Here is a 26,740-nt window from a genome sequence, read left to right as displayed (position 1 = left end):
GCCTGGTCAGAAGTGCGCTGGACCGCTACCCGGTTGTCTACCGTAGTGGCGGTAACCCTACGGTCAACAGCTACTTCCGGTGGGTACCGGGGCCCGGCTTGTGGCCGGGCCCCGGTACCCCCAGGTCATCTGGAGCGAGGGGAAAGAAGAGGCGGGGCGAGCCCTACTTCTTCTGCTCCCACTCGCCGACGTTCCACAGAACACCGTCGTACGACTGCATGTAGACGCGGTCGATGCCCTTGAACGCCCACATGGACGGCGTCTGGAACAGCGGCAGGGTCGCGTAGTCGTCCGCGATGGCCTTGTCGGCCTCCTGGTACTTCTGCAGCTTGACCTGCTCGTCGGTCGCCTTCACCGCGGCGGTGTAGGCGTCGTCGATCTTCTTGTCGCACAGAGCCTGGTAGTTCTGCTCACCACCGTTGTCCGGGCAGACGTAGATCGACTTCGACTCCGCCTTGAAGGGCTGGGCCGACCAGCCGAACAGCGCGACGTCGTAGTCACCGGTCGAGACGCGGCCACCCTTGAGGAAGTTGGCGTCGGTCTCGTCCTTGACCTCGATGCCGGCCGCCTTGGCCTGCGAGATGATGATCTCGACGGTCTGGCTGCGGCGCGCGTTCTGGTTGTGCGTGATCTTGAACGAGGCGCGCTGGCCGCCCTTGGCGAAGATGCCGTCGGCACCCTTGGTCCAACCGGCGTCGGTCAGGGTCTTGGCCGCCGCCTCGGCGCCCAGGCCCGCCTTGCTGCTGTACAGGTCGGTGTAGCCCTCTTCACCCTGGAAGAAGACGACGCTGTTCAGCGGCTCCGCGTCCGCCTGGACCTCCTTGAGCAGCTTGTCCGTGATCTCCTTGCGGTTGACCGACTCGAGGAACGCCTTGCGGAGGTCCTTGTCGGCGAACATGCGCTTGAAGTTCAGGTCGAGGTGCTCGTAGGTCAGCTGCGGGGCCGAACCGTAGACCACACCCTGCGCCGCGAGGCCCTTCATCGTCTGGGCCGCGGTGGCGTCCGGCTGGGTCGACGCCGCAACGTCGATCTCACCGTTCTGCAGCGCGGTCGCCATGGCCTTGGTGTCTTCCATGGCGCGGACGATGATCTTCGACGGGCCACCCTTGCCGCCGACCCACATCGGGTTCTTCTCGAGGGTGACGGCCTTCTGGTTGGCGTCGAACGCGGTGATCTTGTACGGGCCCGACGACGGCATGATGTCCGCCTTGAAGCCCTTCCACTCGTTCGACCAGAAGTCACCGGCGGCCTTGATCTGGGCCGGGTCGCCGGTCGGGGCCAGCTTGGTGATGTCCGAGATGCCGGTCTTGGCCTCGAGGACGTGCGCGGGCATGATCGCCGGCGCGTTGAAGAGGCCCTTGTAGTCGAGGTAGGGCTCGCTGTAGTCGGTGACGAAGGTCAGCGGGTCCTTGCAGGTCGCCTGCTTGATCAGCGAGTAACCCGTGGTCGACGCCGAGTTGAACGGGTTCTTGCCGTCCGGGCCCTTGGCCAGGCCGCTCTGCGACAGCCACGCCAGGTACAGGTCCTTGCAGTCGTACGCCTGGCCGTCGGACCACTTGACGTTCGGCTTGATCTTGTACGTGACCTGCTGCGGGTCCTTCTGCGTGATGTCCCACGACTCGAACACGTCGCTGTTCAGCAGCACCTTGTTGTTGCCGTCGAGCTTCAACGTACCGGAGAGCACCGCGGTCAGGACGTAGTTGTTGTACGAGCTGTTGGTGTCCGGGGTCTGGTTGTTGTACCCCGAGTACCCGTCGTCGATACCGATCGTGACCGTGCCGTCGTACCCCGGGGTGTCCGCGAGCTTGAACAGGTCGCCGGTCTCGGCCTTGCCGGCAGCCATCGCCTTGACGTCGGTCGACGATCCGTTCTGGTCGGTGTTGCCCGAACCCGAATCGCCGCCGCTGCAGGCGCTCAGCAACAGCGAGGCGCCGGCGACGAGCGACAAAGCGGAGACAGCTTTGGATCTCCTCATGAAGTGTGCCCTCCTAGCACTGAGCCCTTGAATATCGGGACAAGGGCCCACACCGCTCCGGTTTGGATGGGCCGGAGCCTACGACACGCCAAGCGACACTCAACTGGCGCACTGCGGGAGCACGCTAGAAAGGAAAAGCACCGACAGTCACCAGTTCAGGGTCGATCGTGACCAAAGGGTGACTTCCAGCCGACATCCAGAAATACGACGGTTACCTCACGGATTCACGCACTCCCACTCGAAGGCGTCGGTGAAGATCACCCGGTAGTACTGAATGCGTAGCCAAGCGATTACTTCGGGCCGCGAGTCCAGTTCACCGCCGACCCGAACGGGCCCACCATCGGGGGACCGGGCGTGACGCCCGAGATGCCCGATCCGATCGCCAGGGTGTCAGCCAATTGGAACAACGGGATTACCACGTTCTGACGCCAAAGTTCAGGCTCAAGGGTGGTGAGCGCTTCGGTGATCGGCGTCGATCCGGACAGCGCCGCGTCGATCGACGGCTGCAGCGCGGGGTCGCAGAACCCGGCCGAATTGCCCGGAACGACGGGTTTGGTCTTGTCGGCGCCCGCGGCCGTCTGCTCCGGGCGGCAGCCGAAGGTCGAGGCGAGCACCGACGCCGCGTCGCCGCCGACCGCCTGCGGCACGACCGCGATGTCGATCCCGACGTTGCCGGCCGAGTCGCCGGTCGGCTGCTGGACCCCGCCGGCGACCGGCATCGCGAGCAGGCCGCTGAACAGGTCGCGCGGCTGCGGGGTGATCGCGTTGACCTCGATGCCCTGCGCGGCGAGCTCGCTGGTGAGCTCCTTGGCGATCGTCGCGTACGGCTCCTGGGTGCCCGGCGAGGCGATCACCAGGGAAAGGGCCTTGCCGTTCTTGCGCCAGGTGCCCGCGGTCTTGGCGTAGCCGGCCGCCTGCAGCGACTCCTCGGCCTTCGCGACGTCGGGGGCGGTGGGCGGGCCGGGCGGGATGGTCGCCGCGTACCCCGCCACCGACGGCGCCTTCACCTGGGCGTCGGCGTGCAGCGTCGACGACGGGCCGCCGTCGACACCTTCGGTGATCAGCTTGCCGCGGTCGATCAGCGCGGCGACGCCGGCGCGGACCCGGGCGTCCTGCAGCGTGGCGCTGACCGGGCGCAGCAGCACGCCGGCCACCAGCGGCCGGGCGACGGTGTGCAGCTGCACGGCCGGGCCGAGCTCGCCGAGCAGCTTGAGCTCGTCGCCGGTCGTCCGGGCCAGCGCGAACTGGTCGTTGCCGCTGCGCAGCGCGGCCAGCAGGGTGTTCTGGTCCGACCGGCGCAGCACGATCCGGTCGATCGCGGCCGGCTTCTCCCAGTAGCGCTCGTTGCGCTCGAGGATCACCTCGCCGCGGGCGGTGTCGAGGCTCTTGATCGAGAACGGGCCGGCGATGGCCGGGAAGTTCGACGCGAGCGCGCCGCGCCAGCCGTCGGGCGCGTCCTTGAGCAGGTGGGCGGGCAGCAGGCCGGAGAACAGCGTCTGCCAGCCGGGGTACGGCTTGGCGAAGGTGACCTCGACGCGCTTGCCGCCTTCGCGGGACTGCAGGTCGGTGATCTGCCGGTAGCCGGCGGGCTCGATCACGCCGGGCTGGTCGCGCATCTGGGTGCGCAGGTAGTCGAAGTCCTCGGCGGCGATCGGCGCGCCGTCGGACCAGGACGCGTCGGCCCGGATGTCGTAGGCGACGACGAACGGCTGCTGCGAGATCACCTGCGCGGACTTCATCAGGTTCGTGTCGAGCTTCGTGGTGCCGTCGTCCTTCTGGCGGAACACCGAGGGCAGCAGCAGCTGCGACAGCGCCGAGGTGACCTGGGAGGAGTCCGCGAGGTTGTGCGGGTTGTACCCGCCGAGCACGTCGTCGACGCCGACGACGATCTGCGACGGCGTCTTGCCGGTGGTCGACACCGGCGCGACCGACGACGACACGACCGGCGGTGGCGGGGTGTTGGTGCAGGCGGTGAGCAGCACGGCCGCGAGTGCCACTACCGGCACCGCCTTGCGATTCACCCGCACGCCCCGTTCCTCCCCAAGATTCCGCCGATCGGGTCAGCCATGCTCCCATGACCACCCGTGCGTCCGGAACCGAGATTCCCACACCCGGATCGGCCGGGCCCGGCGCCCCAAGGTGGGCGCTATGGGGAAGGACGCGCGGAGCACCGTCCGGGTTCCCGGACCGTTCCGGAACGGCGGAACGAACACGGCCCGGACACGGCCGGGGTTCACCCCGGTGGTGCGCACCAGGCGATGAGGCCGCCGCGACCCCTATAAAGATATAAGGAGAAGAACGGCGGATTCCGTGACGTCCCGTCGGCAGGCTACCGACCCGGCGTGACGAACCGGCAACGAAAAAACCTCCCGGCGGCACACACCGGGAGGTTTTTTCGCGTCTGTCGGATCAGCTGTTGTCGCGGCTCTTCGCGCGCGAACGCTCCTTCGCGCGGGTGTTGACGTCGAGGGTGACCTTGCGGACCCGGACGACCTCCGGCGCGACCTCGACGCACTCGTCGACCGAGCAGAACTCCAGGGCCTCTTCCAGGCCCATCTTGCGCGGCCGGGCCAGCGTCTCCATCACGTCGGCGGAGGACTGACGCATGTTCGTCAGCTTCTTCTCCTTGGTGATGTTGATGTCCAGGTCCTCGAAGCGCGGGTTCTCGCCGACGACCATGCCCTCGTACACCTCGGCGCCCGGCTCGACGAAGAAGGTGCCGCGGTCGGCCAGCTGGATCATCGCGTACGCGGTGACCGGGCCGGACCGGTCGGCGACCAGCGAGCCGCTGTGCCGGGTGCGGATCTCGCCCGCCCACGGGAAGTAGCCCTCGAACACGTGGTTCGCGATGCCGGTGCCGCGGGTCTCGGTGAGGAAGTCGGTGCGGAAGCCGATCAGGCCCCGCGCCGGGAGGACGTAGTCGAGCTTGAGTCGGCCGGAGCCGTGCCCGCCCATGTGCTCCATGCGGCCCTTGCGGGCGGCCAGCAGCTGGGTGATCGCGCCGAGGTGCTCCTCCGGCGAGTCGATCGACAGGCGCTCGAACGGCTCGTGCACCTTGCCGTCGATGACGCGCGTGACCACCTGCGGCTTGCCGACGGTCAGCTCGAAGCCTTCACGCCGCATCTGCTCGACGAGGATCGCCAGCGCGAGCTCGCCACGGCCCTGGACCTCCCAGGTGTCGGGGCGCTCGGTCGGCAGGACGCGGATCGAGACGTTGCCGATCAGCTCCTGGTCGAGGCGGGCCTTGACCAGCCGCGCGGTGACCTTGTCGCCGCCGTTGCGCCCGGCCAGCGGCGAGGTGTTGACACCGATGGTCATCGAGATGGCGGGCTCGTCGACGGTGATCCGGGGCAGCGCCACCGGCGTCTCGGAGTCGGCGAGGGTGTCGCCGATCGTGATGTCCGGGATGCCGGCGATGGCGACCAGCTCGCCCGCGCTGGCCTCGGTCGCCGGGACGCGGGTGAGCGCCTCGGTGACCAGCAGCTCGGAGATCCGGACGTTCTGCACGGTGCCGTCTTCGCGCATCCAGGCCACGGTCTGGCCCTTGCGGAGCTTGCCGGCGTGGATGCGGATCAGCGCGATGCGGCCGAGGAAGTTGGAGGCGTCGAGGTTCGTGACCAGGGCCTGCAGCGGCGCGTCGAGGTCCGCGGCGGGCGGCGGCACGTGGCGCAGCAGCGTGTCGAAGAGCGGGTCGAGGTCCTCGCTGTCGGGCAGGCCGCCGTCCGCGGGCTGCTCGAGGCTCGCCTTGCCGGCGCGCGCGGAGGCGTAGACGACCGGGAGGTCGAGGATCGCGTCGAGGTCGGCGTCCTCGATGTCGCCGGCCAGGTCGAGCAGCAGGTCGTGGGTCTCCTCGACGACCTCGGCGATCCGCGCGTCCGGCCGGTCGACCTTGTTGACCAGCAGGATCACCGGGAGCTTGGCTTCGAGGGTCTTGCGCAGCACGAACCGGGTCTGCGGGAGCGGGCCCTCGCTGGCGTCGACCAGCAGGACGACGCCGTCGACCATGGCCAGGCCGCGCTCGACCTCGCCGCCGAAGTCGGCGTGGCCGGGGGTGTCGATGACGTTGATCGTCACCTGGCCCTCGGGCGTCTGGCGGTGGATCGAGGTGTTCTTCGCCAGGATCGTGATGCCCTTTTCGCGCTCGAGCTCGCCCGAGTCCATCACGCGGTCGACGAGCTCGGCGCGCTCGGCGAAGGCGCCGGACTGGCGGAGCATCGCGTCCACCAGCGTGGTCTTGCCGTGGTCGACGTGGGCGACGATCGCGACGTTGCGCAGGTCGGGCCGGGTCTTACCGGTCGGCCGGCCGGTTTCGACGGTAGCGCTGGCTGCGGGCACGCGAGAACTCCTGAACTTCAAGGGTTGGATGGCCGCGTAAGCCCGTCAGGCATCCCGTGACCGGCTCTGGTCACACGCGGACCTCACCCAGGATACCTGCCACCCCATTGTGAGCGGCCCCACGCCCCCATGACGGTTAGGCTGACCTAACGTGGAAACCCGGTGAAGGACGCCGATCCGGAAGGTGCGTGCGCGTGGGCAAGAAGCCGAAAGACCCGCGGAAGGTCGTGCGCAAGCTGATGAAGGCCGGCAAGGTCAAGAAGAAGTGCTGCCGGTCGAAGCCGCGCTGCAAGAAGTGCCCGGTATTAGCTCTGAAGAAGGCGAAGCTGGATCTGGCCGCTTAGTGGGGCACGGCCTCGTTGAGCAGCCGGAGCTCCGGCGCGGTCTTCGTCGGGGAGAACTCGATGACCTCGTACTTCGCGAGGTGCTTCACGCAGAACGGGTCGGACGCCAGGATGGCGTCGAGCTTCCCGCGGGACATCGGGCGCGTGATGATCACGCCGCCGGTGCGCGGGTTCCGCCGCCCGGAGGCCAGGAAGTGGCCGTGCTCGTACTGCCTGTTCAGCCACTCGGCGTGGTCCGGGAGCGCGTAGTCGATTTCCTCGATCGGGGCCGTGTAGTTCAGCAGGACGACATACATGGTTAAGACCGTAACTCCGCCCGTGCGCTTCCGCGTCCGGACGATGCGAAGTGGTGACGGATCGGGCTATAGTCGTCGCCGTGCACACGCAGACCGCCAGCTGGTGGCCGCCATCGGCGGCCTGCTGACCCTGCGCTGAACCAGCCAGTGGCCGCCCCGGACGGGCGGCCTTTTTCGTGCCTTCTTCTCCGGGGTGGTCCCCCTCGGAAGGAAGAGACATGAGCAAGCTGTCCGGGATCACGCCGTCCGGTCACGTCCACCTCGGCAACCACCTCGGGGCCGTGCGCCGCTGGGCCGCCGAGGGCGGGCCGGAGGACCTGTACTTCGTCGCCGACCTGCACGGCATGACGACCCCGCACAACCCGGCGAAACTCCGCTCCCTGGCGCACGAGCAGCTGGCGCTGCTGATCGCCGCCGGCATCGATCCGGAGCGGGTGTTCGTCCAGTCCGACCTGGCCCGCGAGCTGGGCGCGCTGACCTGGGTCCTGGAGTGCACCTGCAACTACGGCGAGGCCGCGCGGATGATCCAGTTCAAGGAGAAATCAGCGGCGCGCAGCGCCTCCGTCGAGGGCGGCGGCGGGGGCATGGATGGAAAATCCAAGGGGCAGGCCGGGGTGCGGCTGTCGCTGCTGACCTACCCGGCGCTGATGGCCGCGGACATCCTGCTGCAGGGTGCGGACGAGGTGCCGGTCGGCGAGGACCAGCGGCAGCACGTCGAGCTGACGCGGACGCTGGCGAAGCGGTTCAACAGCACGTACGGCGAGGTCTTCACCATCCCGAACGCCGTGCTCCCGCCCGCGGGCGCGCGTGTGAAGGACCTCACCGACCCGACGCGCAAGATGTCGAAGTCGACGCGGGACGCGGCGGGCGTGGTGTTCGTGCTGGACGAGCCCGACCAGGTCCGCCGCAAGATCCGCCGCGCGGTCACCGACGGCGGTTCGGTGCCGGTGCACGCACCGGACACCCGGCCGGGGATGGCGAACCTGCTGGAGATCCTCGCCGCGTGCCGGGGCGGTGCACCGGCCGACCTGGCGGCGGAGTTCTCGTCCTACGGGGCGGTGAAGGACGCCGTCGCCGACGCCGTGGTCGAGGAACTCCGCCCGGTGCGGGAACGCGCGTTGACCCTGCTCGACGACGTCGCGGAGCTGGACCGAGTCCGCAAGGCGGGCGCGGAACGCGCGCGGGAGCGCGGCTCGCACCGGCTCGACGCGGCGCTGCGGATGATCGGCGCCAATTGAAGAGCCGCGTCCTGCTCCCGGCTCAGGCGAGCAGTTCCCGGAAGGCCGGGAGCAGGATGCGGTCGGCGGGCAGCCAGTCGACGTCGTCGAGGTCGTCGGGCCCCAGCCAGCGGACGGCGAGGTGCTCGACCGCGCGGGGCTCTTCGCCCGGCGAGACGAGCTTCGCGGCGTAGATCCGGAGGACCTTGCCGCCGGGCAGGGGAACGTCCTCCCCGACGCGCTCCCCGACCTCGATGACGACGTCGAGTTCCTCGCTGCACTCCCGGGCCAGCGCGAAGGCTTCGGACTCCCCCTCCTCGACCCGGCCACCCGGCAGCTCCCACTGCCCGGCGTGCCCCGGCGGCCAGGCCCGCTGCTGGGCGAGCAGCTTGCCGTCACGCACCAGGGCCGCACCCACGATCACACCGTTCACAGTCCCGGAACCTACCCGGAAGCGCCCCGCCCCTCCCGCCGTGCCGACCCTCCAGGCACGCGAGCCGACCCGCCAAGCACGGTCACGCCTCTCCCACCGCCGCGCGCCAGACGACCACGAACCGCGCGCCGCCGTCCGGGGACTCGCCCACCTGGACCCGGCCTCCTCGGCGCCGGACCGTCTCCGCCACCATCGCCAGGCCCAGGCCCGTCCCGCCCGACGAGCGGGCCCGGTCGTCGGCGATGCGGTAGAACCGGTCGAACACCTTCTCGCGGTGCTCCGGGGCGATCCCCGGCCCGTCGTCGTCGACCACCACCCGGACCGACGAGCGCGACGCCAGCACCGAGACCACGATCTGGCCGCGCGCGTAGCGGCACGCGTTGCGCAGCAGGTTGTCGAGCACCAGCTCCACCTCGGCGTGCGCGGACGACGCCCACGCCTGCGCCACGGCGTTGCTCACCCGCGTCTCCGGCGCTCCGGCCGGGAGCCGGGCCACCGCCGCTCGGACCTCGCTGACCAGCTCGACCGGCGAAGCGGGCGGCACCTCCCCCGCGTCCGAGCGGGCCAGCGACAGCAGCCCGTCCAGCAGGGACGAGAGCCGCTCGGCCTCCGTCAAGATGTCCGACAGCGTCTCCTGGGACAGCTCCGGATCCGGGTTGGTGACGGCGACCTCGGCCTGGACCCGGATCGACGCGACCGGCGACCGCAGCTCGTGCGCGGCGTCGCCGGTGAAGCGCCGGAGCCGCTCGCTGGCCTGCTCCTGCCGCTCCAGCAGGGCGTTGAACTCCTCCGCCAGCGCGCGCAGCTCGTCGTGCGAGTCCGGCAGCGCCAGCCTCGCCCCCGGCGGCAACGCGCGCACCGAACCCCGCATGCGCGCCACCGGCCGCAGCGACAGCCGCACCACCAGCCACGTCGCGAAGCCCGCCACCAGCGCCCCGGCCAGCGCGACGACCACCAGCCACACCCCGGCGTAGTGCACGGAGGCGGAGAACCCGACCAGGCCGGCGCCCGCCACGACCAGCCGTTGCGCCCCGTCCGGCGCGGTGACGACGGCGCCCAGGTACCGCGCGCCGTCGCGCTGCACCGGCTGGCCGGCCTTGAGCGTCGAGATGTCCGCGGGCGCCAGGCCCGCCGGGGTGCCGCCGTCCACCGGCGTGCCCGCGATGTCCAGGACCCGCAGCGTCACCGGGGCCGCCCCGGCCAGCGGCCGCCCGGCGCTCACCTCGGCGCCGGCCGGGCCGAGCGCGCCCGTCAGCTCGCGGTCGACCGAGCCGATGAGCAGCGGCGAGAGGTTGGCCGCGGCCAGCGCCGCCAGCCCGAGCAGGCAGGCCAGGGTGATCGTCGCGGCCAGGACGGTGATCCGGGCCTGCAGGGACCGCCCGCGCCACCACCCGATCACGGGGTGATGACTTCGTCGAGCTGCGCGTCGGAGGCCAGGTAGCCGTGCCCGCGCACGGTCCGCAGCAACGCGCCGGCGCCGACCGCGTCGAGCTTGCGCCGCACGTACCCGACGTACACCTCGACGAGGTTGCGCGTGACGGCCTGCTCCTCGCCCCAGACCGCGCGCAGCAGCTCGTCCTTCGTGACGACCGTGCCCGCCCGCCCGACGAGCACTTCGAGCAGCGCGAACTCCCGCGGGCTCAGCCCGACCTCCTCGCCCTTCCAGTGCACCTGGCGCAACCCGCGGTCGACTTCCAGCGCGCCGAGCTTCAGCGTGCCGCGGCTGGCGTCCGGTCCCGCCCGGCGCAGCGTCGCCCGGACCTGCGCGACCAGCACCACGAAGGAGAACGGCTTGACGAGGTAGCCGTCGGCGCCGAGGTCGAGGCCGTCGGCCTGGTCGATTTCGCCGTCCTTGGCCGAGACGAGCAGCACCGGCGTGGTGACGCCGTCCTTGCGCAGCCGCTCCAGCACGCGGTAGCCGGACAGGCCCGGCAGCATGATGTCGAGCAGCACGACGTCGAACGAGCCCGTGCTCGCCAGCTGCAGGCCGGTGGGGCCGTCCGCGGCCGTGACCACGTCCATCCCCTCCGCGCGCAGCCCGCGCTGCAGCGCCTTCCGCACGCCCGGTTCGTCGTCGACCACCAGCACCCGAGGTTTCACGAGACTCATCATGGCCGGTTTCCGCAGGTCGTGTGGCGGCTCTCAGCACGATCTCAGCCGGAGGGGGAGAACCTTCAGGGGTATCTCAGCCTCGAGAGGGAAGCGTCGGTGCCAGGGAGCCGGGCACACTCGAGTCCGGGAACACCACAGGGAGAGACGCATGAAACCGAAGACGAAGGGCATCACCGCCGCGGTCCTCGGCACCGCGCTCGGTGCCGGCGGCCTCGCGTTCGTCGCGATGCCGGCCAGTGCCGACGACAAGCCGGCGCTGCCGCAGGTGAGTGCCGAAGACCTGGTGCAGTCGGTGGTCAAGGCGAAGCCGGGCGCGTTCGACGGCACGGTCAAGGTCAGCAACGACCTGGGCCTGCCCGCCGTGGGGAACGCCGTGCCGGGGGCGGCGGCGCTGAACATGGATTCGGCGCACATCTTCAGCGACGGCGCGGGCAAGAGCCGGCTCGCCGTCACGCAGGGGGCCAGCCAGGAGACCGTGGTCCACGACGGCACCACCGTCTGGGACTACAGCTCCCGGACGAACACCGCGACCAAGGTGACCGTCCCGGCCGAGGTGGCCCAGCAGAAGGGCGCGGGCAGCGACAAGACGGCCGACCCGGTCGCGGCGTCGACCGAACTGCTCGCGAAGGTCCGCGAGAGCAGCACGGTCTCGGTCGACGGCACCGCGACCGTCGCGGACCGCCCGGCGTACGAGCTGGTCCTGACGCCGAAGCCGACCGAACGCACGCTGCTGCGCGAGATCCGCGTCGCGGTCGACTCGCAGACGCGGATGCCGCTGCGCGTGTCGGTGCTGAGCAACGGGACGTCGACGCCGGCGCTCGAGGTCGCGTTCACCGAGATCCAGTTCGCCCAGCAGCCTGCCGACCTCTTCACCTTCACCCCGCCGAAGGGCGCCAAGGTGCAGGAGAAGACCCCGCAGGTCGACCAGCACGCCAAGGACCTGGCCGAGCAGGCCAAGCAGGACGTCAAGGTCGTCGGCGACGGCTGGGACACGGTCGTCACCGGCAAGGTGCCGGCGGACGCGCTGAACGCCGCGCCGAAGCAGCAGTCCGGGCGTGAAGGCCGCAACGCCGACCCGCAGGCGCTGCTCGACCGGTTCGCGAAGAAGGTCAGCGGCACCTGGGGCAGCGGCCACCTCATCACCACGAAGGTGGGCAGCGCGGTGCTGACCGACGACGGCCGGTTCGCGGCCGGTGCGGTGCCGGAGCAGGTCCTCTACGAAGCGCTGGGTCAGAAGTGACCAGCACGGCTGTGGAGTCCGGGGCGGACATCTCTTCGGAGGTGTCCGCCCCGGTGGTCCCGCTCGCCGCGCGCACCCGGGGACTGCGCAAGGTCTACGGCAGCACGGTCGCGGTGGACCACGTCGACCTCGACATCCCGCAGGGCGCGGTCGTCGGGATGCTCGGGCCGAACGGCTCGGGCAAGACGACCACCATCCGGATGCTGCTCGGTCTGGTCCGGCCGACCGAGGGCGAGGTCGAGCTGCTCGGCCGCCCGATGCCGGACGCCGCCGCGCACGCGCTGCCGGACGTCGGCGCGCTCGTCGAGGGGCCGGGCTTCCACCCGTTCCTGTCCGGGCGCGACAACCTGCTGCGGTTCGCCGCGGCGGAACCGCGCCTGGCGTCCGCCGGGATTCCCACCGCGGTGGACACGGCGCTGGAGCGCGTCGGGCTGACCGGCGCGGCGCGGCGGCGCTACAAGGGTTATTCGCTCGGCATGAAGCAGCGGCTCGGGCTCGCTTCGGCGTTGCTCGTACCGCGGAAGATGGTCGTGCTCGACGAGCCGACCAACGGCCTCGACCCTGCTGGTACCAGGGAGATCCGCAGGATCGTCGCCGAGCTGCACGCCGAGGGCGTCACCGTGCTGGTGTCGTCGCACCTGCTGGCCGAGGTCGAGGCGACGTGCACGCACGTGGCCGTGCTGCAGGCCGGCAACGTCGTCGCGCAGGGCGAGCTGGCGGAGCTGCTGGAGTCCGGGAACGCGGCCCTGCTGGTCCGCACGCCGGACGCCGAACAGGCGGTGGAAGTGCTGCGGGAGAACCGGATCGGCGCTCGGCTCACGCCGGACGGCGTCCGCGCCGACCTCACGGCGGCCGAGGCCCCGCGGGTGCTGCAGGTCCTGGTGGGCGCGGGGGTCGCGGTCCACGAGGCGACGCGGGCCCGCACCGGGCTGGAAGACCTGTTCGCGCGGCTGACCGAGGGGGCGGAATGACGACGGCGGTTCTCGACGCACCGGCGGCCCGCACGGGCCACGACACGGTGCCGCTGACCCGGCTGCTGGCCGCGGAGCTGCGCTGGATCTTCCGGCGGCCGCGCACGCTGGCCGTGCTCGGGCTCTTGGCCCTGATCCCGGTGGTGATCGGCATCGGCCTGACGCTGGTGGACGACAACCCGTCCGGTGGCGGCGGCCCGGACGACGGCGGCGGGGCGCTGCTGGCGTCCGCGGTCAACAACGCGTTCGTCCTCCCGATCGCGGCGATCGTGATGTCGCTGGCGCTGCTGCTGCCGCTGGCCTCGGCCATGGCGGGCGCGGACGCGATCGCGGGCGAGACGTCCCACGGCACTCTGCGCGGCTGGCTGATCGCGCCGGTCGGGCGCGGCCGCCTGCTCGGGGTGAAGGCCTTCGGCGTCGCGACCGTGTCGGTGGTCTCGGTGCTGGCGATGTGCGTGACGGGCGTGGTGACCGGGCTGATCATCAACGGCACGGATTCGCTGTTCACGCTGTCGGGCACGACGTTGTCCCTCGGCGGGGCGCTGGCCCGGATCCTGCTGGTGGCGGGCTGGGTGGTGCTCCAGCTGTGGGCGGTCGGCGCGGTGGCGCTGGCGATCTCCAGCTGGACCGAGCACCCGATGCTGGTGGTGGCCTCCGTCCTGGCGGCGGACATCGTCTTCACCATCCTCGGGTTCCTGACCTCGCTGGATTGGCTGCACCCGTTCCTGCTGACGCAGAACTGGTCGATGGCGCCGGCGGAGGTGCTGCAGGACCCGATGGGCACGCAGCTGCTGGGCGAAGGTGCCTTGCGGGCGCTGTGCTACATCGTGATCGGGCTGTCGCTGGCGTACGCACGGTTGTCCACCCGCGACGGCTGAGGTTTCCTTCCGGACGGCGTCAGCCGACCAGCGCGACGCCGTCCGGGTCGAACTCCAGCTTCACCGCGTCCCCCGCGCGCAGGTCCGACGCCGCGGGCGCGACGGCGTCCACAGTGGAACTGCCGAGGTTCACCACCAGCCGCACGTGCTCGCGCCGGTGCACGGCCGCCACCACTTCACCGTCCACTCCGGACGCGGCGACCCGCAGGGCGTGCGGGCGCAGGCCGAGCCGCACCGGGCCGTCGCCGACGTCCGGGAGGGCCAGCTCCCCCAGGTCCGTGCGCACCACGCCGCCCGCCGCCACCCCCGTCACGAACGTCGTCACCCCGAGGAACCGCGCCACCGTGTCGTCCGCCGGGTTGCGCCACACCCTGCGGACCGCACCCTCCTGGCGCACCTCGCCCGCGTCGAGCACCGCCACCCGGTCGGCGAGCGTGAACGCCTCTTCCTGGTCGTGCGTCACCAGCAACGTCGTGATCTTGCTGCGCCGCAACAGGTCCGCCAGGTCGATGGCCAGCTGCTCGCGCAGTCCGGCGTCCAAACCGGACAGTGGCTCGTCGAGCAGCAGCAGCCGCGGCTTCGGCGCCAGCGCCCGGGCCAGCGCGACGCGCTGAGCCTGGCCGCCCGAAAGCTCCGTCACCCGCCGCTTCTCGAAGCCGGACAGGCCGACCAGGTCCAGCAGCTCGGCGACCCGCGGCGCCCACGCCGCCCGCGGCACGCCGTGCATCCGCAGGCCGAACGCGATGTTCGCGGCGACGTCGCGGTGGCCGAACAGCTGGCCGTCCTGGAACACCAGCCCGAACCCGCGCCGGTGCACCGGCACCGCGCCGAGGTCCTCGCCGTCCCAGCTGACCGAACCGCGCGCCGACGGCTCCAGCCCGGTGATCGCGCGCAGCAGCGTCGACTTCCCCGACCCCGACGGGCCGAGCAGGGCCAGGACCTCGCCGTCGGCGATGTCCAGCCGGACGTCGCGGACCGCCGCGAACGATCCGTAGTGGACGGTCAGGTCCCGCACCGAAAGCGCCATCAGAACTCTCCCACCCGGCCGCGTCCGAGCCGGTCGATCAGCGCGACCGCCAGCACCGTCACGAGCATCAGCAGCGCGCACGCGGCGTACGCCATCTGGTTGTTCAGCTCCCCGGGGCGCGCCATCAGCGTCGCGACCGCGACCGGCAGCGTCGGCGCCGTCGGCCGGGCGAGGAAGCTCGTCGCACCGAACTCGCCGAGCGCGACGACGAAGCCGAACCCGGCGGCGGCGACGAGCGGCCGCAGCGTCAGCGGCAGGTCGATCTCCCGCCACACCCGCAGCGGGCTCGCGCCGAGCGTCGACGCGGCCTGCCGCAGCCGGACGTCGACCGCGCGCAGCACCGGCAGCACCATCCGCACGATCAGCGGGATGATCACCAGGGCCTGGGCCAGCGGTACCAGGTACGGCGACGTCCGGAGGTCGCCGGGCAGCGCGTCGAGCGTCACCAGGTAGCCGAACCCGACGGTCACCGCGGACACCCCGAGCGGCAGCATCAGCACGGCGTCCATCGTCTCGCCGAGCCCGCGCGCGGGCTTCGCGGGCGACCGGCGCAGGGCCACCAGCACCACGGACGCGAGCACGCCGACCACCATCGCCAGCAGCGTCGCGTCGACGGCCACCTTCAGCGAGTTCACCGCGGCGTCCCAGCCGGACACCTGCAGCGCGCCCTTCTCGCCGGTGCTCGTCAGGGCCCGGTAGCCGGCGAGGCTCCAGCCGTCCTCAGTGGACACCGACTCGGCGAGCAGCGCGAGGATCGGGGTCAGCAGGAGGGCGAGCACGGCACCCGCCGCGCCGACGACCCACCACTCGCCACCACGAGGGCGCCGCGTCTTCGTGGCCCCGATCCTGGCCCCCTCCTTGCGCCGGCGCGCCAAGCCGCCGAGGACCAGCGCGGCCACCACGGCGGCGAACTGGATCAGCGAAAGCGCCGCCGCACCCGAGAGGTCGAGCAGGTCGACCGTCCGGAGGTAGATCTCGGTCTCCAGGGTCCGGTAGCGGGCGCCGCCGAGGATGAGCACGACGCCGAAGCTGGTGGCGCAGAACAGGAACACCACGGCCGCGGCGGACGCGATCGCCGGGGCCAGCGCGGGAAGCGTCACCGAGCGGAACGCCCGCCACGGCGACGCGCCCAGCGCGCGGGCGGCGTCGGTCGTCCGCGAATCCAGCCGCGACCAGAGCCCGGCGACGGTCCGCGCGACGACGGCGACGTTGAAGAAGGCGTTGGCCAGCACGATCGGCAGCACGCCGCCGTCCGGCCAGAGCGCCCGGAAGGCGAGCCCGACGACGACCGTCGGCAGCACGAACGGCACCAGCACCAGCGTCCGCGCGAGGCCGACGCCGGGCAGCCGCACGCGGGCCAGCAGGAACGCCACCGGCAGCCCGGCCAGCACCGCGACGACCGTGGACGCGGCCGCGCTCGCCACGGTGAACCCGGCCAGCTGCCAGGTCCGCGGGTCCCGGAGAACGACGTCGAGACCACCCGCGGCGAACCCGCGGCCGACGATGGCCAGCACCGGCCAGGCGAAGAACACCACCAGGAACCCGATGGGGGCCAGCCCGAGCAGCGCCAAGCCGATGCCTCGGGCGGTCCGCGGTGGCGCTAAGACTGCACCAGCGTGCGCCATTCGCCGATCCACTTCTCGCGTCCGGCCTGCACCTGGTCCGCGGGCAGCGTCTGCGGCTTCTGCGGCAGCGGGGCGGCCTGCGCCCAGCCCGCGGGCAGGTCGACGCCCTGGCGCGCCGGGTAGACGTACATGTTGGCCGCCACGGTCACCTGGAACTGCTGCGAGAGCAGGAAGTCGACGACCTTGCGCGCGTTCTCGGCCTGCTTGCCGTTGGCCAGCACGCCGGCGTACTCGACCTGCCGGTAGCACGTGTCGAGCAGCGCCTTGGTGCGCGGCTTGCCGTCCTCGCCCACCTCGGCGGCCGGCGACGACGCGTACGAGACGACGATCGGCCGCGGCCCCTTGCCGGACGAGCCGGAGAAGTCCTTGGTGTAGGCCTCTTCCCAGCCGCTGACCACCTTGACGCCGTTGGCCTTCAGCTTCGTCCAGTAGTCCTTCCAGCCGGCCTCGCCGTACTTCGCGACGGTGCCGAGGAGGAAGGCCAGGCCGGGCGACGCCGTCGCCGGGTCCTCGGCGACCAGCAGGTCCTTGTACTTCGGGTCGGCGAGGTCGTCGTACGACTCCGGCGCCGGGATCCCCTTGCTCGTGAAGTAGTTCGTGTCGACGTTGACGCAGACGTCGCCGACGTCGACGGCGGACAGCCGGTGCTCGGGGTCGACGGCGTAGCGCTGCGGCCCGCGGTCGGCCTCCGGGCTGGTGTACGGCTCGAAGACGCCCTCGGTGAGCGCGCGCGAGGCGAAGGTCGAGTCGACGCCGTACGCGACGTCGCCGATCGGGTTGGCCTTGGTCAGCACGAGCTTGTTGGTCAGCGACCCGGCGTCACCCTGCTTGAGCACGGAGACCTTGATGCCCGACTGCTTCTGGAAGGCGTCGAGCACCTCCTGCGGCGCCAGGAAGGAATCGTGCGTCACGAGGGTGACGGTGGGCGTCTGCTGCGTGCCACCGTCACCGTCCGACAGCGAGCACGCCGCTGCGACGGCGCTGACGGCGGCGACGGCCGTCGCGGCGCGAACAGCCCTGCGTTTCATCTACCCTCCTGCACTTCGCCGGACGAGGAGGTCGAGCCCTCCCTTCGCCGGCATGATCCGGTCAGGTGCGAACGGTCGCGGGTGACCCGCCTCTCAGCCCGGCTGACCGGACTCCCGTGGCAACCGTGCAGCGTAGTCCAGGACGTACGACCATGGAGACATGACGGAAATCTTGAGCGACTCCGAGGCCGACGGACGGTTGGGTGCGGGCTGGACCCGATCCGGGTCCGTCATCTCCCGCGAGGTGGAGCTGGCGAGCTTCCCGCAGGCGATCGAGGTGGTGGACCGGGTGGCGGTCCTCGCCGAAGAGGCCGACCACCACCCGGACATCGACATCCGCTGGCGCACGCTCACCTTCCGCCTGAGCACGCATTCGGCGGGCGGGCTGACCGCGAAGGACTTCGACCTGGCGGCCCAGATCGATGCGGTGCTCGCCGGACTGTGATCCTGGTAACTCTGGGTGAACTTTCGCCCGGGTTCGACGTCTCTCGGTTACCGGAACCTTCGGGAGGGAGACGAGATGACTCAGGCAATCGTGGTCGGTTCGGCGGCGTTCGCAGCCATGGTGGCGGCAGCCGGAGGCGTGCTCTGGTTCACCGCCCGCAACCGCCGCCACCTGGACGGCTGAACGGCGTTTTCCCTGGTCACGGGTGAGCTTGATCACAGCGGCTAACGCGGGGCATGATCAGTGCGCTGTCCCTGCGGAAGCATCGGCCCGCCCGTAGGGAAAACGCCCATGAACAGCACTCTGCCCGCCGCCCAGCGCGCCTGGATCAACGCCCTCGCCCCCGCGGTGGTGTTGATCGCCATCGTGCTGCTGGGTGTGCTCGGCTAGTCCGCGCAGCAGCCGCAGTTCGAGCGCCGTCGCCCTGACCTCCAGAGCGGCGGCGTACTCGTCTGTCAGCCCGCCGGGCGGATCCGCTCGGTCGGCGGGAACTCGGCCGCCTGCGCCCGCAGTTCCGCGGCATCCGGGACGTCCGCCGCGGCCCGCTCGACCCGGGTGAGCGCCCGGCTCACACGTTGAAGCGGAATTCGACCACGTCGCCGTCGGTCATGACGTAGTCCTTGCCCTCCATGCGGACCTTGCCCGCCGCGCGGGCCGCCGCCATCGAGCCGGCCTCCATCAGGTCGTCGTACGAGACGATCTCCGCCTTGATGAAGCCGCGCTCGAAGTCCGTGTGGATCACGCCCGCCGCCTGGGGGGCCGTCGCACCCTGCGGGATCGTCCAGGCGCGCGATTCCTTGGGGCCCGCCGTCAGGTACGTCTGCAGGCCGAGCGTGTGGAAGCCGGCACGGGCCAGCGAATAGAGCCCCGGCTCCGGCTGGCCGACCGACTCGAGCAGCTCGCGGACCGACTCCTCGTCGTCCAGCTCCAGCAGCTCCGCCTCGACCTTCGCGTCGAGGAACACCGCGTCCGCGGGCGCGACCAGCTTCGTCAGCTCCTCGCGGCGGGCCTCGTCGGTGAGCACCGACTCGTCGGCGTTGAAGACGTACAGGAACGGCTTCGTGGTGAGCAGGCTCAGCTCCCGCAACGCCTCGAAGTCGACCTCCTTCTGCGCCTGGAAGAGCGTCCGCCCGGCGTCGAGGATCTCCTTCGCCCTCTGGGCGTTGTCCAGCGCGGGCTTGTTCTCCTTCTTCGTCCGCGCTTCCTTCTCCAGCCGCGGCAGGGCCTTGTCCAGCGTCTGCAGGTCGGCGAGGATCAGCTCGGTGTTGATCGTCTCGATGTCGCTCGACGGGTCGATCCGGCCGTCGACGTGCACCACGTCGGGGTCGTCGAACACCCGGATGACCTGGCAGATCGCGTTGGCCTCACGGATGTTCGCGAGGAACTTGTTGCCCAGCCCGGCACCCTCGGACGCGCCCTTCACGATGCCCGCGATGTCCACAAAGGACACGACGGCGGGCACGGTCTTCTCCGACTTGAACAGCTCGGCCAGCTTGTCCAGCCGCGGGTCCGGCAGCGGGACCACGCCGACGTTCGGCTCGATCGTCGCGAACGGGTAGTTCGCGGCGAGCACGTCGTTGCGCGTCAGCGCGTTGAACAGGGTGGACTTGCCGACGTTGGGCAGACCGACGATACCGAGGGTGAGGCTCACGACCCCGCAGTCTACGGGGCTGCCCCGGCGGTCCCCCAAGCGCCCAGTGCCGCGTCGGATTTCCGCCAGCGACGGCGCTGACCTGCTGGCATGCTCGGATCCATGGTTCCGAACACCGCGCTCGCCGAAGCCCCGGCCCCCGTTCCGGCGCTCTGGCGCGACGTCGAACGCTGCTACCGCGTCGTCACCGCCCGCGACTCGCGCTTCGACGGCCAGTTCATCATGGCGGTCCGCACCACCGGCATCTACTGCCGCCCGTCGTGCCCGGCGTCGACGCCGAAGGCGCAGAACGTGCGCTTCTTCCCGACGTCGGCGGCCGCGCAGGCCAACGGCTTCCGCGCCTGCCGCCGGTGCCTGCCCGACGCCGTCCCCGGCTCGCCGGACTGGAACGTGCGGGCCGACCTCGCGGCGCGCGCGATGCGCCTGATCGCCGACGGGACCGTGGAGCGCGAAGGCGTCCCGGGGCTGGCGCGGCGGCTCGGCTACTCGGAGCGCCAGGTCGGCCGGGTGCTCACCGCCGAGCTGGGCGCGGGCCCGCTCGCGCTGGCCAGGGCCCACCGCGCGCACTCGGCGCGGCTGCTCATCGAGATGTCGGGGCTGCCGCTGACGGACGTCGCGTTCGCGGCGGGCTTCTCCAGCGTCCGGCAGTTCAACGAGACGATCCGCGAAGTGTTCGCGACAACTCCTTCGCAGCTTCGCGTCTCCGCGGCTTCGCGACGGGGACGTCAGGGCGACGTCAGCGGAACGCGGCTGAGCCTGCGGTTGCCGTTCAGGCCGCCCTTCGACGCCGACGGGCTGCTTCGCTTCTTCGCGGCCCACGCGGTGCCGGGCGTCGAGGACGTCACTTCGGAGTCTTACGCGCGCACTCTGCGGCTCGCCCACGGCACCGGCGTCGTGCGGCTGACGCCGGAGCCCGACCACGTGCGCTGCGAGCTGCTGCTCACCGATCTGCGCGACCTCGGCAGCGCGGTGAGCCGGGTGCGCCGGCTGCTCGACCTCGACGCCGACCCCGCGGCGGTCGCCCGTGTCCTCGGGGCCGATCCGGCGCTGGCCCCGCTGGTCTCGGCCGTGCCGGGGATCCGGGTGCCGGGCGCGGTCGACGGCGAGGAGCTGCTGCTCCGTGCCCTCCTGAGCGAGGTGCCACCCGGTGAGGAGGTGCCGGGCGAGTGGGGCGTGACGCGGCTGTTCCCGACGGCGGCCCAGGTCGCGACCACCGGCCACCCCGTCGCCGCCGCACTGGCCGAGGGACGGCTGGACGTGCACGTCGGCCGGGACGCTGCCGACCTGCGGACGGAGCTGCTGGCGCACGTCGACCCGGCGGCCGCGGACTACGCGGTGATGCGAGTCCTCGGGGCCCCGGACGTCCTGCTCGCCGACGACCCCGCGGTCCGCCGCGGTGCCGCGGCACTGGGGATCTCCCCGGATTCGCTCGGCGAGCGGGCACGCGCGTGGACGCCGTGGTGTTCGTACGCCGGGATGTACCTCCGGCGCGCGGGCTAGCCCTGTTCGCCCTGCCACAGCAGGGCTTGGGCCGCGATCACCTGGTCGCCGTCGAACGTCACGGCCGGCGAGCCGTACAGGCGGTAGCCGAGTTCGAGCGCCTCGCTGACCCGGTGGCAGAACTTCGCGTCGTCCGGGCCGGTGAGCATCCGGTAGCGGGGCAGGCCGTTCGGCGGCTGGTCGGTCATGGCTTCATCTTGTCCGAGCGATCACCCGGCGCGCACCTCCAATGTCGAGCCGGTGCGCGACTTCCGGACCCGCAGCCGGGTCGGGATGCGCTGCCGCAGCTCCTCGACGTGGGACACCAGGCCGACCACCCGGCCGCCGGCGCGGAGCTCGTCGAGGATGTTCATCACGACGTCGAGCGTCTCGGCGTCCAGCGTGCCGAAGCCCTCGTCGACGAACAGCGTGTCCAGCAGCGCGCCGCCGGTCTCCCCCGCGACGACGTCGGCCAGCCCCAGCGCCAGGGCCAGCGACGCGAGGAACGACTCACCGCCGGAAAGGGTCTTCGCCGGGCGGATGGTGCCCGAGTAGTCGTCCAGGACGTCGATGCCGAGGCCGCCGCGGGTACCGCGCGCCCCGGCCGCGTCCGAGTGCACGAACGAGTAGCGGCCCTGGCTCATCGTGCGCAGCCGGTGCGTGGCGGCGACCGCCACCTCTTCCAGCCGCGCCGCCAGCACGTACGAGCGCAGCGACATCTTGCGGCTGTTCTGCCCGCGTCCGTTGACGACCTCCGCCAGCGCGCGCAGTTCGGCGTAGGCCGCCTCCGCCGGCGCCAGCCCGGCGAGGGCCTTGCGCAGCAGACCGGCCAGCCGGGTCAGCTCCTCGTGCTGGGCGGTGGCGACCCGCAGCGCCGCGTACGCCGAGTCGGCGCGCGCCCGGGCCAGCTGGGCCGCGTCGGCCGCGCGGCCGACGTCCGCGACGTCGTCCGGCGAGATCCCGAAGAGGTCGGGCTCGGACAGCAGCGCCCGCGCTCCCGCGGCGGCCGCCTCGGCCTCGGCGATGCCCTGCTCCAGCTTCTCGATCTGCTCGTCCGGCAGCATCGCGGCCCGCGCCTTCTTCAGCGACGTGAACCCCTTCGCCTTGACCGCCGCCTCGACCAGCGCTTTTTGCTGGGCGACCCGCTCCCGGGCGCCCGCGACCGCCGTGCGGGCCTCGGCGACCTCCTCCAGGGCCTCGGCCAGCCCGATCAGGTGCGCGCGCCGGGCGCCGACGTCCGCGAACTCGCCCCGGCCGGCGACCAGGCGGCGTTCGCGCTCGGCCAGCCGTTCGTCCAGGGCGCGGACGTCGGTCGTGGCCTCGACCGCCGCCTGCTCGGCTCGCCGGAGGCGTTCGGCCCGCAGCTCGGCGTCCCGCTCGAGGAGGACGACCTGCCGGCTCAGCTGCGCCTTCGCAGCGGCTTTTTCGTTGAGGACGGTGACCGCGGACCGCGCTTCCGCCAGCTCGGCGGCGATCGACTCGGCCGTGCGCCCGGCCAGCCGTTCGATCAGCCCGGCCAGCCGCGCCTTCGCCTCTTCCAGCGCGACGACGACCCGCTGCCGCACCGCGTCCGCCGCCTGCTCGGCTTCTTCGGCGGCGCGTTCCTCCGCCGGGTCGACGAGTTCGGCGTCCCGGTTCGCCTTCGCCGGGTGCTCGGCCGACCCGCACACCGGGCACGGCGCGCCGTCCGGCAACGCGGCGGCCAGCTCGGCCGCCATCCCGTCCAGCCGCCGCTCGCGCAGGTCGAGCCGCCGTTGCCGGGCCGTCTGGTGCGTGTCGACGACTTCGCGCAGCTTCGCCTCGCCCCGCCCGACCTTCGCCTGGGCTTCGGGTAGTTCGGCCGCGTCGCGGGCGAAGGCCCGCAGCTCGTCCACCTTGGCCTTGGCGCCTTCGAGTTTGGCTTCGGCTTCGGCCGCTTCGAGGGCGTCCGCCCGCAGCTTGGCCAGCTGGCCGGGGATCGCGGCCAGCTCGGCGGTGAGTTCTTCGACCTGCTGCCCGGCCGTGACGGCGGCGAGCTTCCGGTCGTCCCGCCGCATGACGTCGAGCTCTTGCTGCTCGGCTTCGGCGACCAGCTCCGCGACCGCGCCTGCCTCTTCCCGCGCGGCGGCCGCCCGCGCCTTCAGGTCGCCGGTCGCGCGCGTGCCGAACTCGCGCAGCCGGGCGCCGCGGTCCTTCTCCGCCTGCTCGGCTTCAGTCAGTTCGGCGGTGCGCCGGTCCAGCAGGTCGGCCTCCACGGCGACCCCGGCGGCCCGCCGCGCGGCCGCGACCTCCCGCGCCCATTCGGCGCGCTGCGGCGCCTGCTCGGTGATCTCGACGAGCCGCAGGTGCGCGGTGCGGACGCGGCGGATCTTCTCCGCGCCGGCGCGTTCTTCCTGCAGGTGGACGTCCGCCCGGAGCGCGGCCGACCGGGCCCGCTCCTCCTCGGCCGTCACCTGCCCGACATGTTCGGCCGACGCCGCGAGCACGGCGTCGACCCACTCGGGCACGTCCGTCTCGGGCGGGTCCTGCTGGGCTTCCTGCGCGTACCGCGCGAGCAGTTCACGCATCTTCTGCTGGCGTTCGGCCAGTTCGCGGCCGCGCTCGGCCCGCAGGTCGGCGAACCAGCGTTCGACGTCGGCGAAGCGCTCGGTGCCGAACAGCCGTTCCAGGAGCTTTTCGCGCTCGGCGGTGTCCGACCGCAGGAACCGGGCGAATTCGCCCTGCGGTAGCAGCACCACCTGGAAGAACTGGGCCGCGGTCATCCCGAGCAGCCGCTCGACGGTGCGCGCGACCTCCTCGATCCGGATCAGGCCCTCCGGCGGCAGCCCGGCGGGCGCGGTGCCGATCCAGCTCAGCGAAACCTTCGCCTGCTGGGTGGTGGTGCCTTCGCCGCGCCGCTTGGGGCGCTGGTACTCCGGGTTGCGCACGATCTTGAGCCGGTGCCCCTGGACGGTGAGCTCCAGCGAGACCTCGGTGATCTGGTCCGGCTCCGCGAGGTCGCAGCGCAGGCGCTTGGCTTCGTTGCGGGCGCCCGGGACCACGCCGAACAGCGCGAACGCGATCGCGTCGAGCAGCGTGGTCTTGCCCGCGCCGGTTTCGCCGTGCAGGAGGAAGAGGCCGTCGGCGCCGAGCACGTCGAAGTCGACCAACTCGCGTGCGCAGTACGGCCCGAAGGCTTCGACCTCCAGCCTGTGCAGCCTCATTTCGCGAGGGCCCCCCGGTCGGCCGCTTCCAGGGCCTTGAACAGGAGGTGCTCTTCGGTTTCGGTCGGCGGGGCGCCGCGGCAGTCGTCGAGGAAGCTGCGCGAGATCTCGATGTCGGACCGGCCGCGGACGGCGTCGGAGTACCGCAGCGGAGCACCGGCGTACCCGCCCTCGGGCTCCCACTCCAGGTGCACCGCGTACGGGAACCGTTCGCGCACCCGCCGCATCGCGTCCACCGGGCGCACCCGGTCGGTGACCGTGACCGACAGGAAGTGCTCGAGGTAGCCGTCGTGCGCCGGGTCGTTCAGGAGTTCGTCGATCTCGCCCTTGAGCGTGGCGAGCGCCCGGGGCACCGGCAGCTCGTGCCGTCGGACTTCGGCGAGGCCACTTGCGTCCAGGTCGACCAGCCAGACCGATTTGCGTTGGCGGGCTTCGGAAAACGAGTACGCCAGGGGGCTGCCGGAGTAGCGCAAGTGCTCGGCGAGCGTCTGCGGCCCGTGGAGGTGGCCGAGCGCGACGTAGTCGACGCCGTCGAAGACCGAGCCGGGCACCTGCTCGACGCCGCCGACCGCGATCGTCCGCTCCGACTCCGTCGGCTCGCCGCCGGTGACGAACGCGTGCGCGAGCACGACCGACCGGGTGCCGGGCCGGGTTTCGAGGTCCGCGCGGATGCGGCGCATGGCCTCGGTGAGCACGCCGGTGTGGCCGCGCGCCTCCGGCACGCCCAGCGCGTGCCGCGCCGGTTCCGGTTCCAGGTAAGGGATGCCGTAGACGGCGACCGGGCCGTGGTCGTCGTCGAACAGCACGGGCTCGGCCAGCCCGCCGACGGTGGTGCGCAGGTGCAGGCCGCCCGCCGCGGCGAACTCCGCGAAGGCACCCAGCCGGGGCGCCGAGTCGTGGTTTCCCGGCGTGACGACCAGGTGCGCGCCGGCCGCCCGGATCCGGGCGACGGCTTTCGTCGCCACCCGCACGGCCTCGGCCGAAGGGACCGCGCGGTCGTAGATGTCGCCTGCCACCAGGACGGCGTCGATCGCCTCGCCTGCCACGAGGTCGGCGAGGTGCCCGAGGACCGCTTCCTGTTCCGCGAGCAGGTCGGCACCGTGGAAGGTGCGGCCGACGTGCCAGTCGGAGGTGTGCAGGAATCTCACGGGGGCCAAGGTACGACCCGGCCCCGACGAAACCGCGAAGGCTCGCCGCCGGCTCACTCGAACGTGTGTACTAACACGAGCGTGACGGCTCGGACACGCCCTGCGCGAGATCGATGTGTTCGCAGGTCAGCTACCCAGAGCGACGGGACGGGTGCGATTTTTGTCGGTGGGGTCCGCCATGATGTCTGCGCGGTCCGATCCAGGCGGCCCGGAGGGAGGAGACGAAGTGGCGACAGTGCTGACCACGGCGGCGATCGTGCTCGCGGTCCTGCTGCTGTTCGCCGTCGCGGTGCTGTGGCGGCTGTACCAGGACGGGATGCGGCGGGCGGACGCGGCGGCCCGGCTGGTGGCGGCCGAGCGGGCCAAGGCGGACCAGCAGCAGCTCGCGCTGCGGCGCTACGAGGTCGCGTTCGCCTCGATCAGCGGGCGCGGCGAGCTGGGCGAGCAGGTCCTCGTGGAGACGGCGCGGGCCCTCGGCCTGCGCGAAGACCTGCACTTCACCCTGCAGACCGACCTGGCGGGCGGCGGCGCGGCGAAGCCGGACATGGTGCTGCGGGTGGGCGGCGACCGCACGGTGCCGGTCGACGCGAAGGCGAGCATGGCGACCTGGTCCGAGGCGGTGGAGACCGACGACCCGGACGAGCGGCTGGACGCGTTGCGCGCGCACGTCCGCCAGATCCGCTCCCGGGCCGCCGACCTGGCGGGCAAGGGCTACCAGCGCTGGGCGGACGCGATCTACGGCACGATCATGTTCGTCCCCTCGGACGCGGCCGTGGTGGCGGCGCTGGACACGGACCCGGAGCTGCTGCGCTGGCTGATCGACCGCCGAGTCTTCCTGTGCGGCCCGACGGGCTTCGGAGTTTTGGCGTCGGCGGCCCTGTTCGCGGCGAGCGACCGAACCCTGGAGGCGGACGTCGAGCAGGTCCGAGCCGGAGCGGCGGCGGCCCACCGCGCAGCCGGCGGCGCGGTGGAGGCGCTGAACCTGTCGAGCACGCACCTCCAGCGCTTCCTGTCGGCCCGCCGCCGGGAGCTGGAGGCCCTGGAGACGTTCCGTTCGACGGTGGCGCCGTTGACGGACGCGGCGGGGAGCCCGGCCCCGGTTCCGACGGTGCGGAAGGGAGACGAGCTGGCGGCGAGTTGAGAACCCACGGGCCCGGCGTCGTGCCCTCGGCATCGGAACTGTCGGCGAGCTCGGGTAAGGCGAGGTCAGGCCGCCTAGCCGGTTGCATACCCCGGGTCCGAAAGCGCCGTCCGGGGCGCGCCCCACCCGTATCGAAGCCGTGCGCCGCCGAGCTGAAATCGCTCGGCCGTGAAGCGGCCAGCACTGCTGTCACCGACCGCTACTCCGGGCCAC

At 71.9% G+C, this 26,740-nt stretch carries 22 protein-coding genes and 1 riboswitch; of the genes, 8 read left to right on the top strand and 14 right to left on the bottom strand.

The annotated features are described in order from the left end of the window. Positions 1-163: 163 nt before the first annotated feature. The 3 genes from ACH54P_RS36610 to typA all read right to left on the bottom strand — a co-directional run bounded on the left by ACH54P_RS36610 (position 164) and on the right by typA (position 6,310). Positions 164-1,975 carry an ABC transporter family substrate-binding protein gene (locus tag ACH54P_RS36610; protein ID WP_489907866.1) on the bottom strand — a complete coding sequence of 604 codons (1,812 nt, stop codon included), beginning with the start codon at positions 1,973-1,975 and terminating at the stop codon, positions 164-166. A 290-nt stretch (positions 1,976-2,265) separates the two neighbouring features. Further along, the gene (locus ACH54P_RS36605) at positions 2,266-4,002 is read right to left on the bottom strand and encodes an ABC transporter family substrate-binding protein (protein ID WP_489907865.1); all 1,737 of its coding nucleotides are present in this window, start codon (positions 4,000-4,002) and stop codon (positions 2,266-2,268) included. A 382-nt stretch (positions 4,003-4,384) separates the two neighbouring features. Further along, on the bottom strand, positions 4,385-6,310 hold the full coding sequence (typA, locus tag ACH54P_RS36600) for a translational GTPase TypA (protein ID WP_489907864.1): 1,926 nt from the start codon (positions 6,308-6,310) through the stop codon (positions 4,385-4,387). A gap of 194 nt (positions 6,311-6,504) precedes the next feature. Between typA and ACH54P_RS36595 the strand changes: the two genes are divergently transcribed. Then, entirely contained in the window at positions 6,505-6,654 is a 150-nt protein-coding gene (locus tag ACH54P_RS36595) for a hypothetical protein (protein ID WP_167455137.1), read from the top strand. Here ACH54P_RS36595 and ACH54P_RS36590 read toward each other — a convergent pair. Next, positions 6,651-6,950 carry a YciI family protein gene (locus tag ACH54P_RS36590; protein WP_354827510.1) on the bottom strand — a complete coding sequence of 100 codons (300 nt, stop codon included), beginning with the start codon at positions 6,948-6,950 and terminating at the stop codon, positions 6,651-6,653. The genes ACH54P_RS36595 and ACH54P_RS36590 overlap by 4 nt on opposite strands. 218 nt (positions 6,951-7,168) lie before the next feature. Between ACH54P_RS36590 and trpS the strand changes: the two genes are divergently transcribed. Beyond that, entirely contained in the window at positions 7,169-8,188 is a 1,020-nt protein-coding gene (gene trpS / locus ACH54P_RS36585; protein ID WP_489907863.1) for a tryptophan--tRNA ligase, read from the top strand. 22 nt (positions 8,189-8,210) lie between these two features. On the opposite strand, the gene ACH54P_RS36580 is transcribed toward trpS, so the two are convergent. The 3 genes from ACH54P_RS36580 to ACH54P_RS36570 form a co-directional block, all read right to left on the bottom strand. Next, on the bottom strand, positions 8,211-8,600 hold the full coding sequence (locus tag ACH54P_RS36580; RefSeq protein ID WP_489907862.1) for a (deoxy)nucleoside triphosphate pyrophosphohydrolase: 390 nt from the start codon (positions 8,598-8,600) through the stop codon (positions 8,211-8,213). Positions 8,601-8,682: 82 nt separating this feature from the next. Beyond that, positions 8,683-9,999 (bottom strand): sensor histidine kinase, encoded by a 1,317-nt coding sequence (locus ACH54P_RS36575; RefSeq protein ID WP_489907861.1) that lies wholly within the window; start codon positions 9,997-9,999, stop codon positions 8,683-8,685. Beyond that, on the bottom strand, positions 9,996-10,712 hold the full coding sequence (locus ACH54P_RS36570) for a response regulator transcription factor (RefSeq protein ID WP_489907860.1): 717 nt from the start codon (positions 10,710-10,712) through the stop codon (positions 9,996-9,998). Before ACH54P_RS36570 ends, ACH54P_RS36575 begins: the two co-directional genes overlap by 4 nt. Before the next feature lie 148 nt (positions 10,713-10,860). On the opposite strand from ACH54P_RS36570, the gene ACH54P_RS36565 reads away from it, so the two are divergent. Genes ACH54P_RS36565 through ACH54P_RS36555 form a run of 3 tightly spaced genes read left to right on the top strand, consistent with a single transcriptional unit; the run spans position 10,861 to position 13,801 of the window. After that, entirely contained in the window at positions 10,861-11,952 is a 1,092-nt protein-coding gene (locus ACH54P_RS36565) for a LolA family protein (protein ID WP_489907859.1), read from the top strand. Next, positions 11,949-12,923, top strand: coding sequence for an ABC transporter ATP-binding protein (locus tag ACH54P_RS36560; protein WP_489907858.1), 975 nt, complete (start codon positions 11,949-11,951; stop codon positions 12,921-12,923). The genes ACH54P_RS36565 and ACH54P_RS36560 overlap by 4 nt, the downstream gene beginning before the upstream one ends. Then, positions 12,920-13,801, top strand: coding sequence for an ABC transporter permease (locus ACH54P_RS36555; protein WP_489907857.1), 882 nt, complete (start codon positions 12,920-12,922; stop codon positions 13,799-13,801). Before ACH54P_RS36560 ends, ACH54P_RS36555 begins: the two co-directional genes overlap by 4 nt. 19 nt (positions 13,802-13,820) lie before the next feature. Here ACH54P_RS36555 and ACH54P_RS36550 read toward each other — a convergent pair whose 3' ends face one another. Genes ACH54P_RS36550 through ACH54P_RS36540 form a run of 3 tightly spaced genes read right to left on the bottom strand, consistent with a single transcriptional unit; the run spans position 13,821 to position 17,481 of the window. After that, positions 13,821-14,828 carry an ABC transporter ATP-binding protein gene (locus ACH54P_RS36550; protein WP_489907856.1) on the bottom strand — a complete coding sequence of 336 codons (1,008 nt, stop codon included), beginning with the start codon at positions 14,826-14,828 and terminating at the stop codon, positions 13,821-13,823. Continuing rightward, positions 14,828-16,453, bottom strand: a complete 1,626-nt coding sequence (locus tag ACH54P_RS36545) for an ABC transporter permease (protein ID WP_489907855.1) — start codon at positions 16,451-16,453, stop codon at positions 14,828-14,830. The genes ACH54P_RS36550 and ACH54P_RS36545 overlap by 1 nt, the downstream gene beginning before the upstream one ends. Further along, on the bottom strand, positions 16,429-17,481 hold the full coding sequence (locus ACH54P_RS36540; RefSeq protein WP_489907854.1) for a thiamine ABC transporter substrate-binding protein: 1,053 nt from the start codon (positions 17,479-17,481) through the stop codon (positions 16,429-16,431). The genes ACH54P_RS36545 and ACH54P_RS36540 overlap by 25 nt, the downstream gene beginning before the upstream one ends. Positions 17,482-17,502: 21 nt before the next feature. Continuing rightward, positions 17,503-17,609, bottom strand: a riboswitch (TPP riboswitch). A 32-nt stretch (positions 17,610-17,641) separates the two neighbouring features. On the opposite strand from ACH54P_RS36540, the gene ACH54P_RS36535 reads away from it, so the two are divergent. Beyond that, a complete protein-coding gene (locus tag ACH54P_RS36535; protein WP_489907853.1) occupies positions 17,642-17,926 on the top strand; it encodes a 4a-hydroxytetrahydrobiopterin dehydratase in 285 nt (94 codons plus the stop codon). Between the two features lie 568 nt (positions 17,927-18,494). Here the strand turns inward: ACH54P_RS36535 and ychF are convergent. Next, a complete protein-coding gene (ychF, locus tag ACH54P_RS36530; protein ID WP_489907852.1) occupies positions 18,495-19,577 on the bottom strand; it encodes a redox-regulated ATPase YchF in 1,083 nt (360 codons plus the stop codon). A 102-nt stretch (positions 19,578-19,679) separates the two neighbouring features. Between ychF and ACH54P_RS36525 the strand changes: the two genes are divergently transcribed. Beyond that, entirely contained in the window at positions 19,680-21,077 is a 1,398-nt protein-coding gene (locus tag ACH54P_RS36525) for a DNA-3-methyladenine glycosylase 2 family protein (RefSeq protein ID WP_489907851.1), read from the top strand. On the opposite strand, the gene ACH54P_RS36520 is transcribed toward ACH54P_RS36525, so the two are convergent. The 3 genes from ACH54P_RS36520 to ACH54P_RS36510 are packed head-to-tail and all read right to left on the bottom strand — an operon-like array spanning position 21,074 to position 25,386. Then, the gene (locus ACH54P_RS36520) at positions 21,074-21,265 is read right to left on the bottom strand and encodes a DUF1737 domain-containing protein (protein WP_489907850.1); all 192 of its coding nucleotides are present in this window, start codon (positions 21,263-21,265) and stop codon (positions 21,074-21,076) included. The two genes, ACH54P_RS36525 and ACH54P_RS36520, sit on opposite strands and share 4 nt — an antisense overlap. 21 nt (positions 21,266-21,286) lie before the next feature. Continuing rightward, a complete protein-coding gene (locus tag ACH54P_RS36515; RefSeq protein ID WP_489907849.1) occupies positions 21,287-24,238 on the bottom strand; it encodes an AAA family ATPase in 2,952 nt (983 codons plus the stop codon). Next, positions 24,235-25,386, bottom strand: a complete 1,152-nt coding sequence (locus ACH54P_RS36510) for an exonuclease SbcCD subunit D (protein WP_489907848.1) — start codon at positions 25,384-25,386, stop codon at positions 24,235-24,237. Before ACH54P_RS36510 ends, ACH54P_RS36515 begins: the two co-directional genes overlap by 4 nt. A 226-nt stretch (positions 25,387-25,612) precedes the next feature. On the opposite strand from ACH54P_RS36510, the gene ACH54P_RS36505 reads away from it, so the two are divergent. Next, positions 25,613-26,527 carry a DNA recombination protein RmuC gene (locus tag ACH54P_RS36505; protein ID WP_489907847.1) on the top strand — a complete coding sequence of 305 codons (915 nt, stop codon included), beginning with the start codon at positions 25,613-25,615 and terminating at the stop codon, positions 26,525-26,527. Positions 26,528-26,740 lie beyond the last annotated feature (213 nt).

It is taken from the genome of Amycolatopsis sp. N2S4-7 (assembly GCF_058119595.1).
The sequence above is the reverse complement of the archived record's forward strand: the minus strand, read 5'-3'. Positions and strand labels throughout refer to the sequence as shown.

What these genes read in the sequence shown, in the direction of transcription:
- ACH54P_RS36610 (WP_489907866.1), bottom strand. Translation starts at nt 1,975, where the DNA reads ATGAGGAGATCCAAAGCTGTCTCCGCTTTGTCGCTCGTCGCCGGCGCC.
- ACH54P_RS36590 (WP_354827510.1), bottom strand. Translation starts at nt 6,950, where the DNA reads ATGTATGTCGTCCTGCTGAACTACACGGCCCCGATCGAGGAAATCGAC.
- trpS (WP_489907863.1), top strand. Translation starts at nt 7,169, where the DNA reads ATGAGCAAGCTGTCCGGGATCACGCCGTCCGGTCACGTCCACCTCGGC.
- ACH54P_RS36570 (WP_489907860.1), bottom strand. Translation starts at nt 10,712, where the DNA reads ATGATGAGTCTCGTGAAACCTCGGGTGCTGGTGGTCGACGACGAACCG.
- ACH54P_RS36565 (WP_489907859.1), top strand. Translation starts at nt 10,861, where the DNA reads ATGAAACCGAAGACGAAGGGCATCACCGCCGCGGTCCTCGGCACCGCG.
- ACH54P_RS36555 (WP_489907857.1), top strand. Translation starts at nt 12,920, where the DNA reads ATGACGACGGCGGTTCTCGACGCACCGGCGGCCCGCACGGGCCACGAC.
- ACH54P_RS36550 (WP_489907856.1), bottom strand. Translation starts at nt 14,828, where the DNA reads ATGGCGCTTTCGGTGCGGGACCTGACCGTCCACTACGGATCGTTCGCG.
- ACH54P_RS36545 (WP_489907855.1), bottom strand. Translation starts at nt 16,453, where the DNA reads ATGGCGCACGCTGGTGCAGTCTTAGCGCCACCGCGGACCGCCCGAGGC.
- ACH54P_RS36540 (WP_489907854.1), bottom strand. Translation starts at nt 17,481, where the DNA reads ATGAAACGCAGGGCTGTTCGCGCCGCGACGGCCGTCGCCGCCGTCAGC.
- ACH54P_RS36535 (WP_489907853.1), top strand. Translation starts at nt 17,642, where the DNA reads ATGACGGAAATCTTGAGCGACTCCGAGGCCGACGGACGGTTGGGTGCG.
- ACH54P_RS36525 (WP_489907851.1), top strand. Translation starts at nt 19,680, where the DNA reads ATGGTTCCGAACACCGCGCTCGCCGAAGCCCCGGCCCCCGTTCCGGCG.
- ACH54P_RS36520 (WP_489907850.1), bottom strand. Translation starts at nt 21,265, where the DNA reads ATGACCGACCAGCCGCCGAACGGCCTGCCCCGCTACCGGATGCTCACC.
- ACH54P_RS36515 (WP_489907849.1), bottom strand. Translation starts at nt 24,238, where the DNA reads ATGAGGCTGCACAGGCTGGAGGTCGAAGCCTTCGGGCCGTACTGCGCA.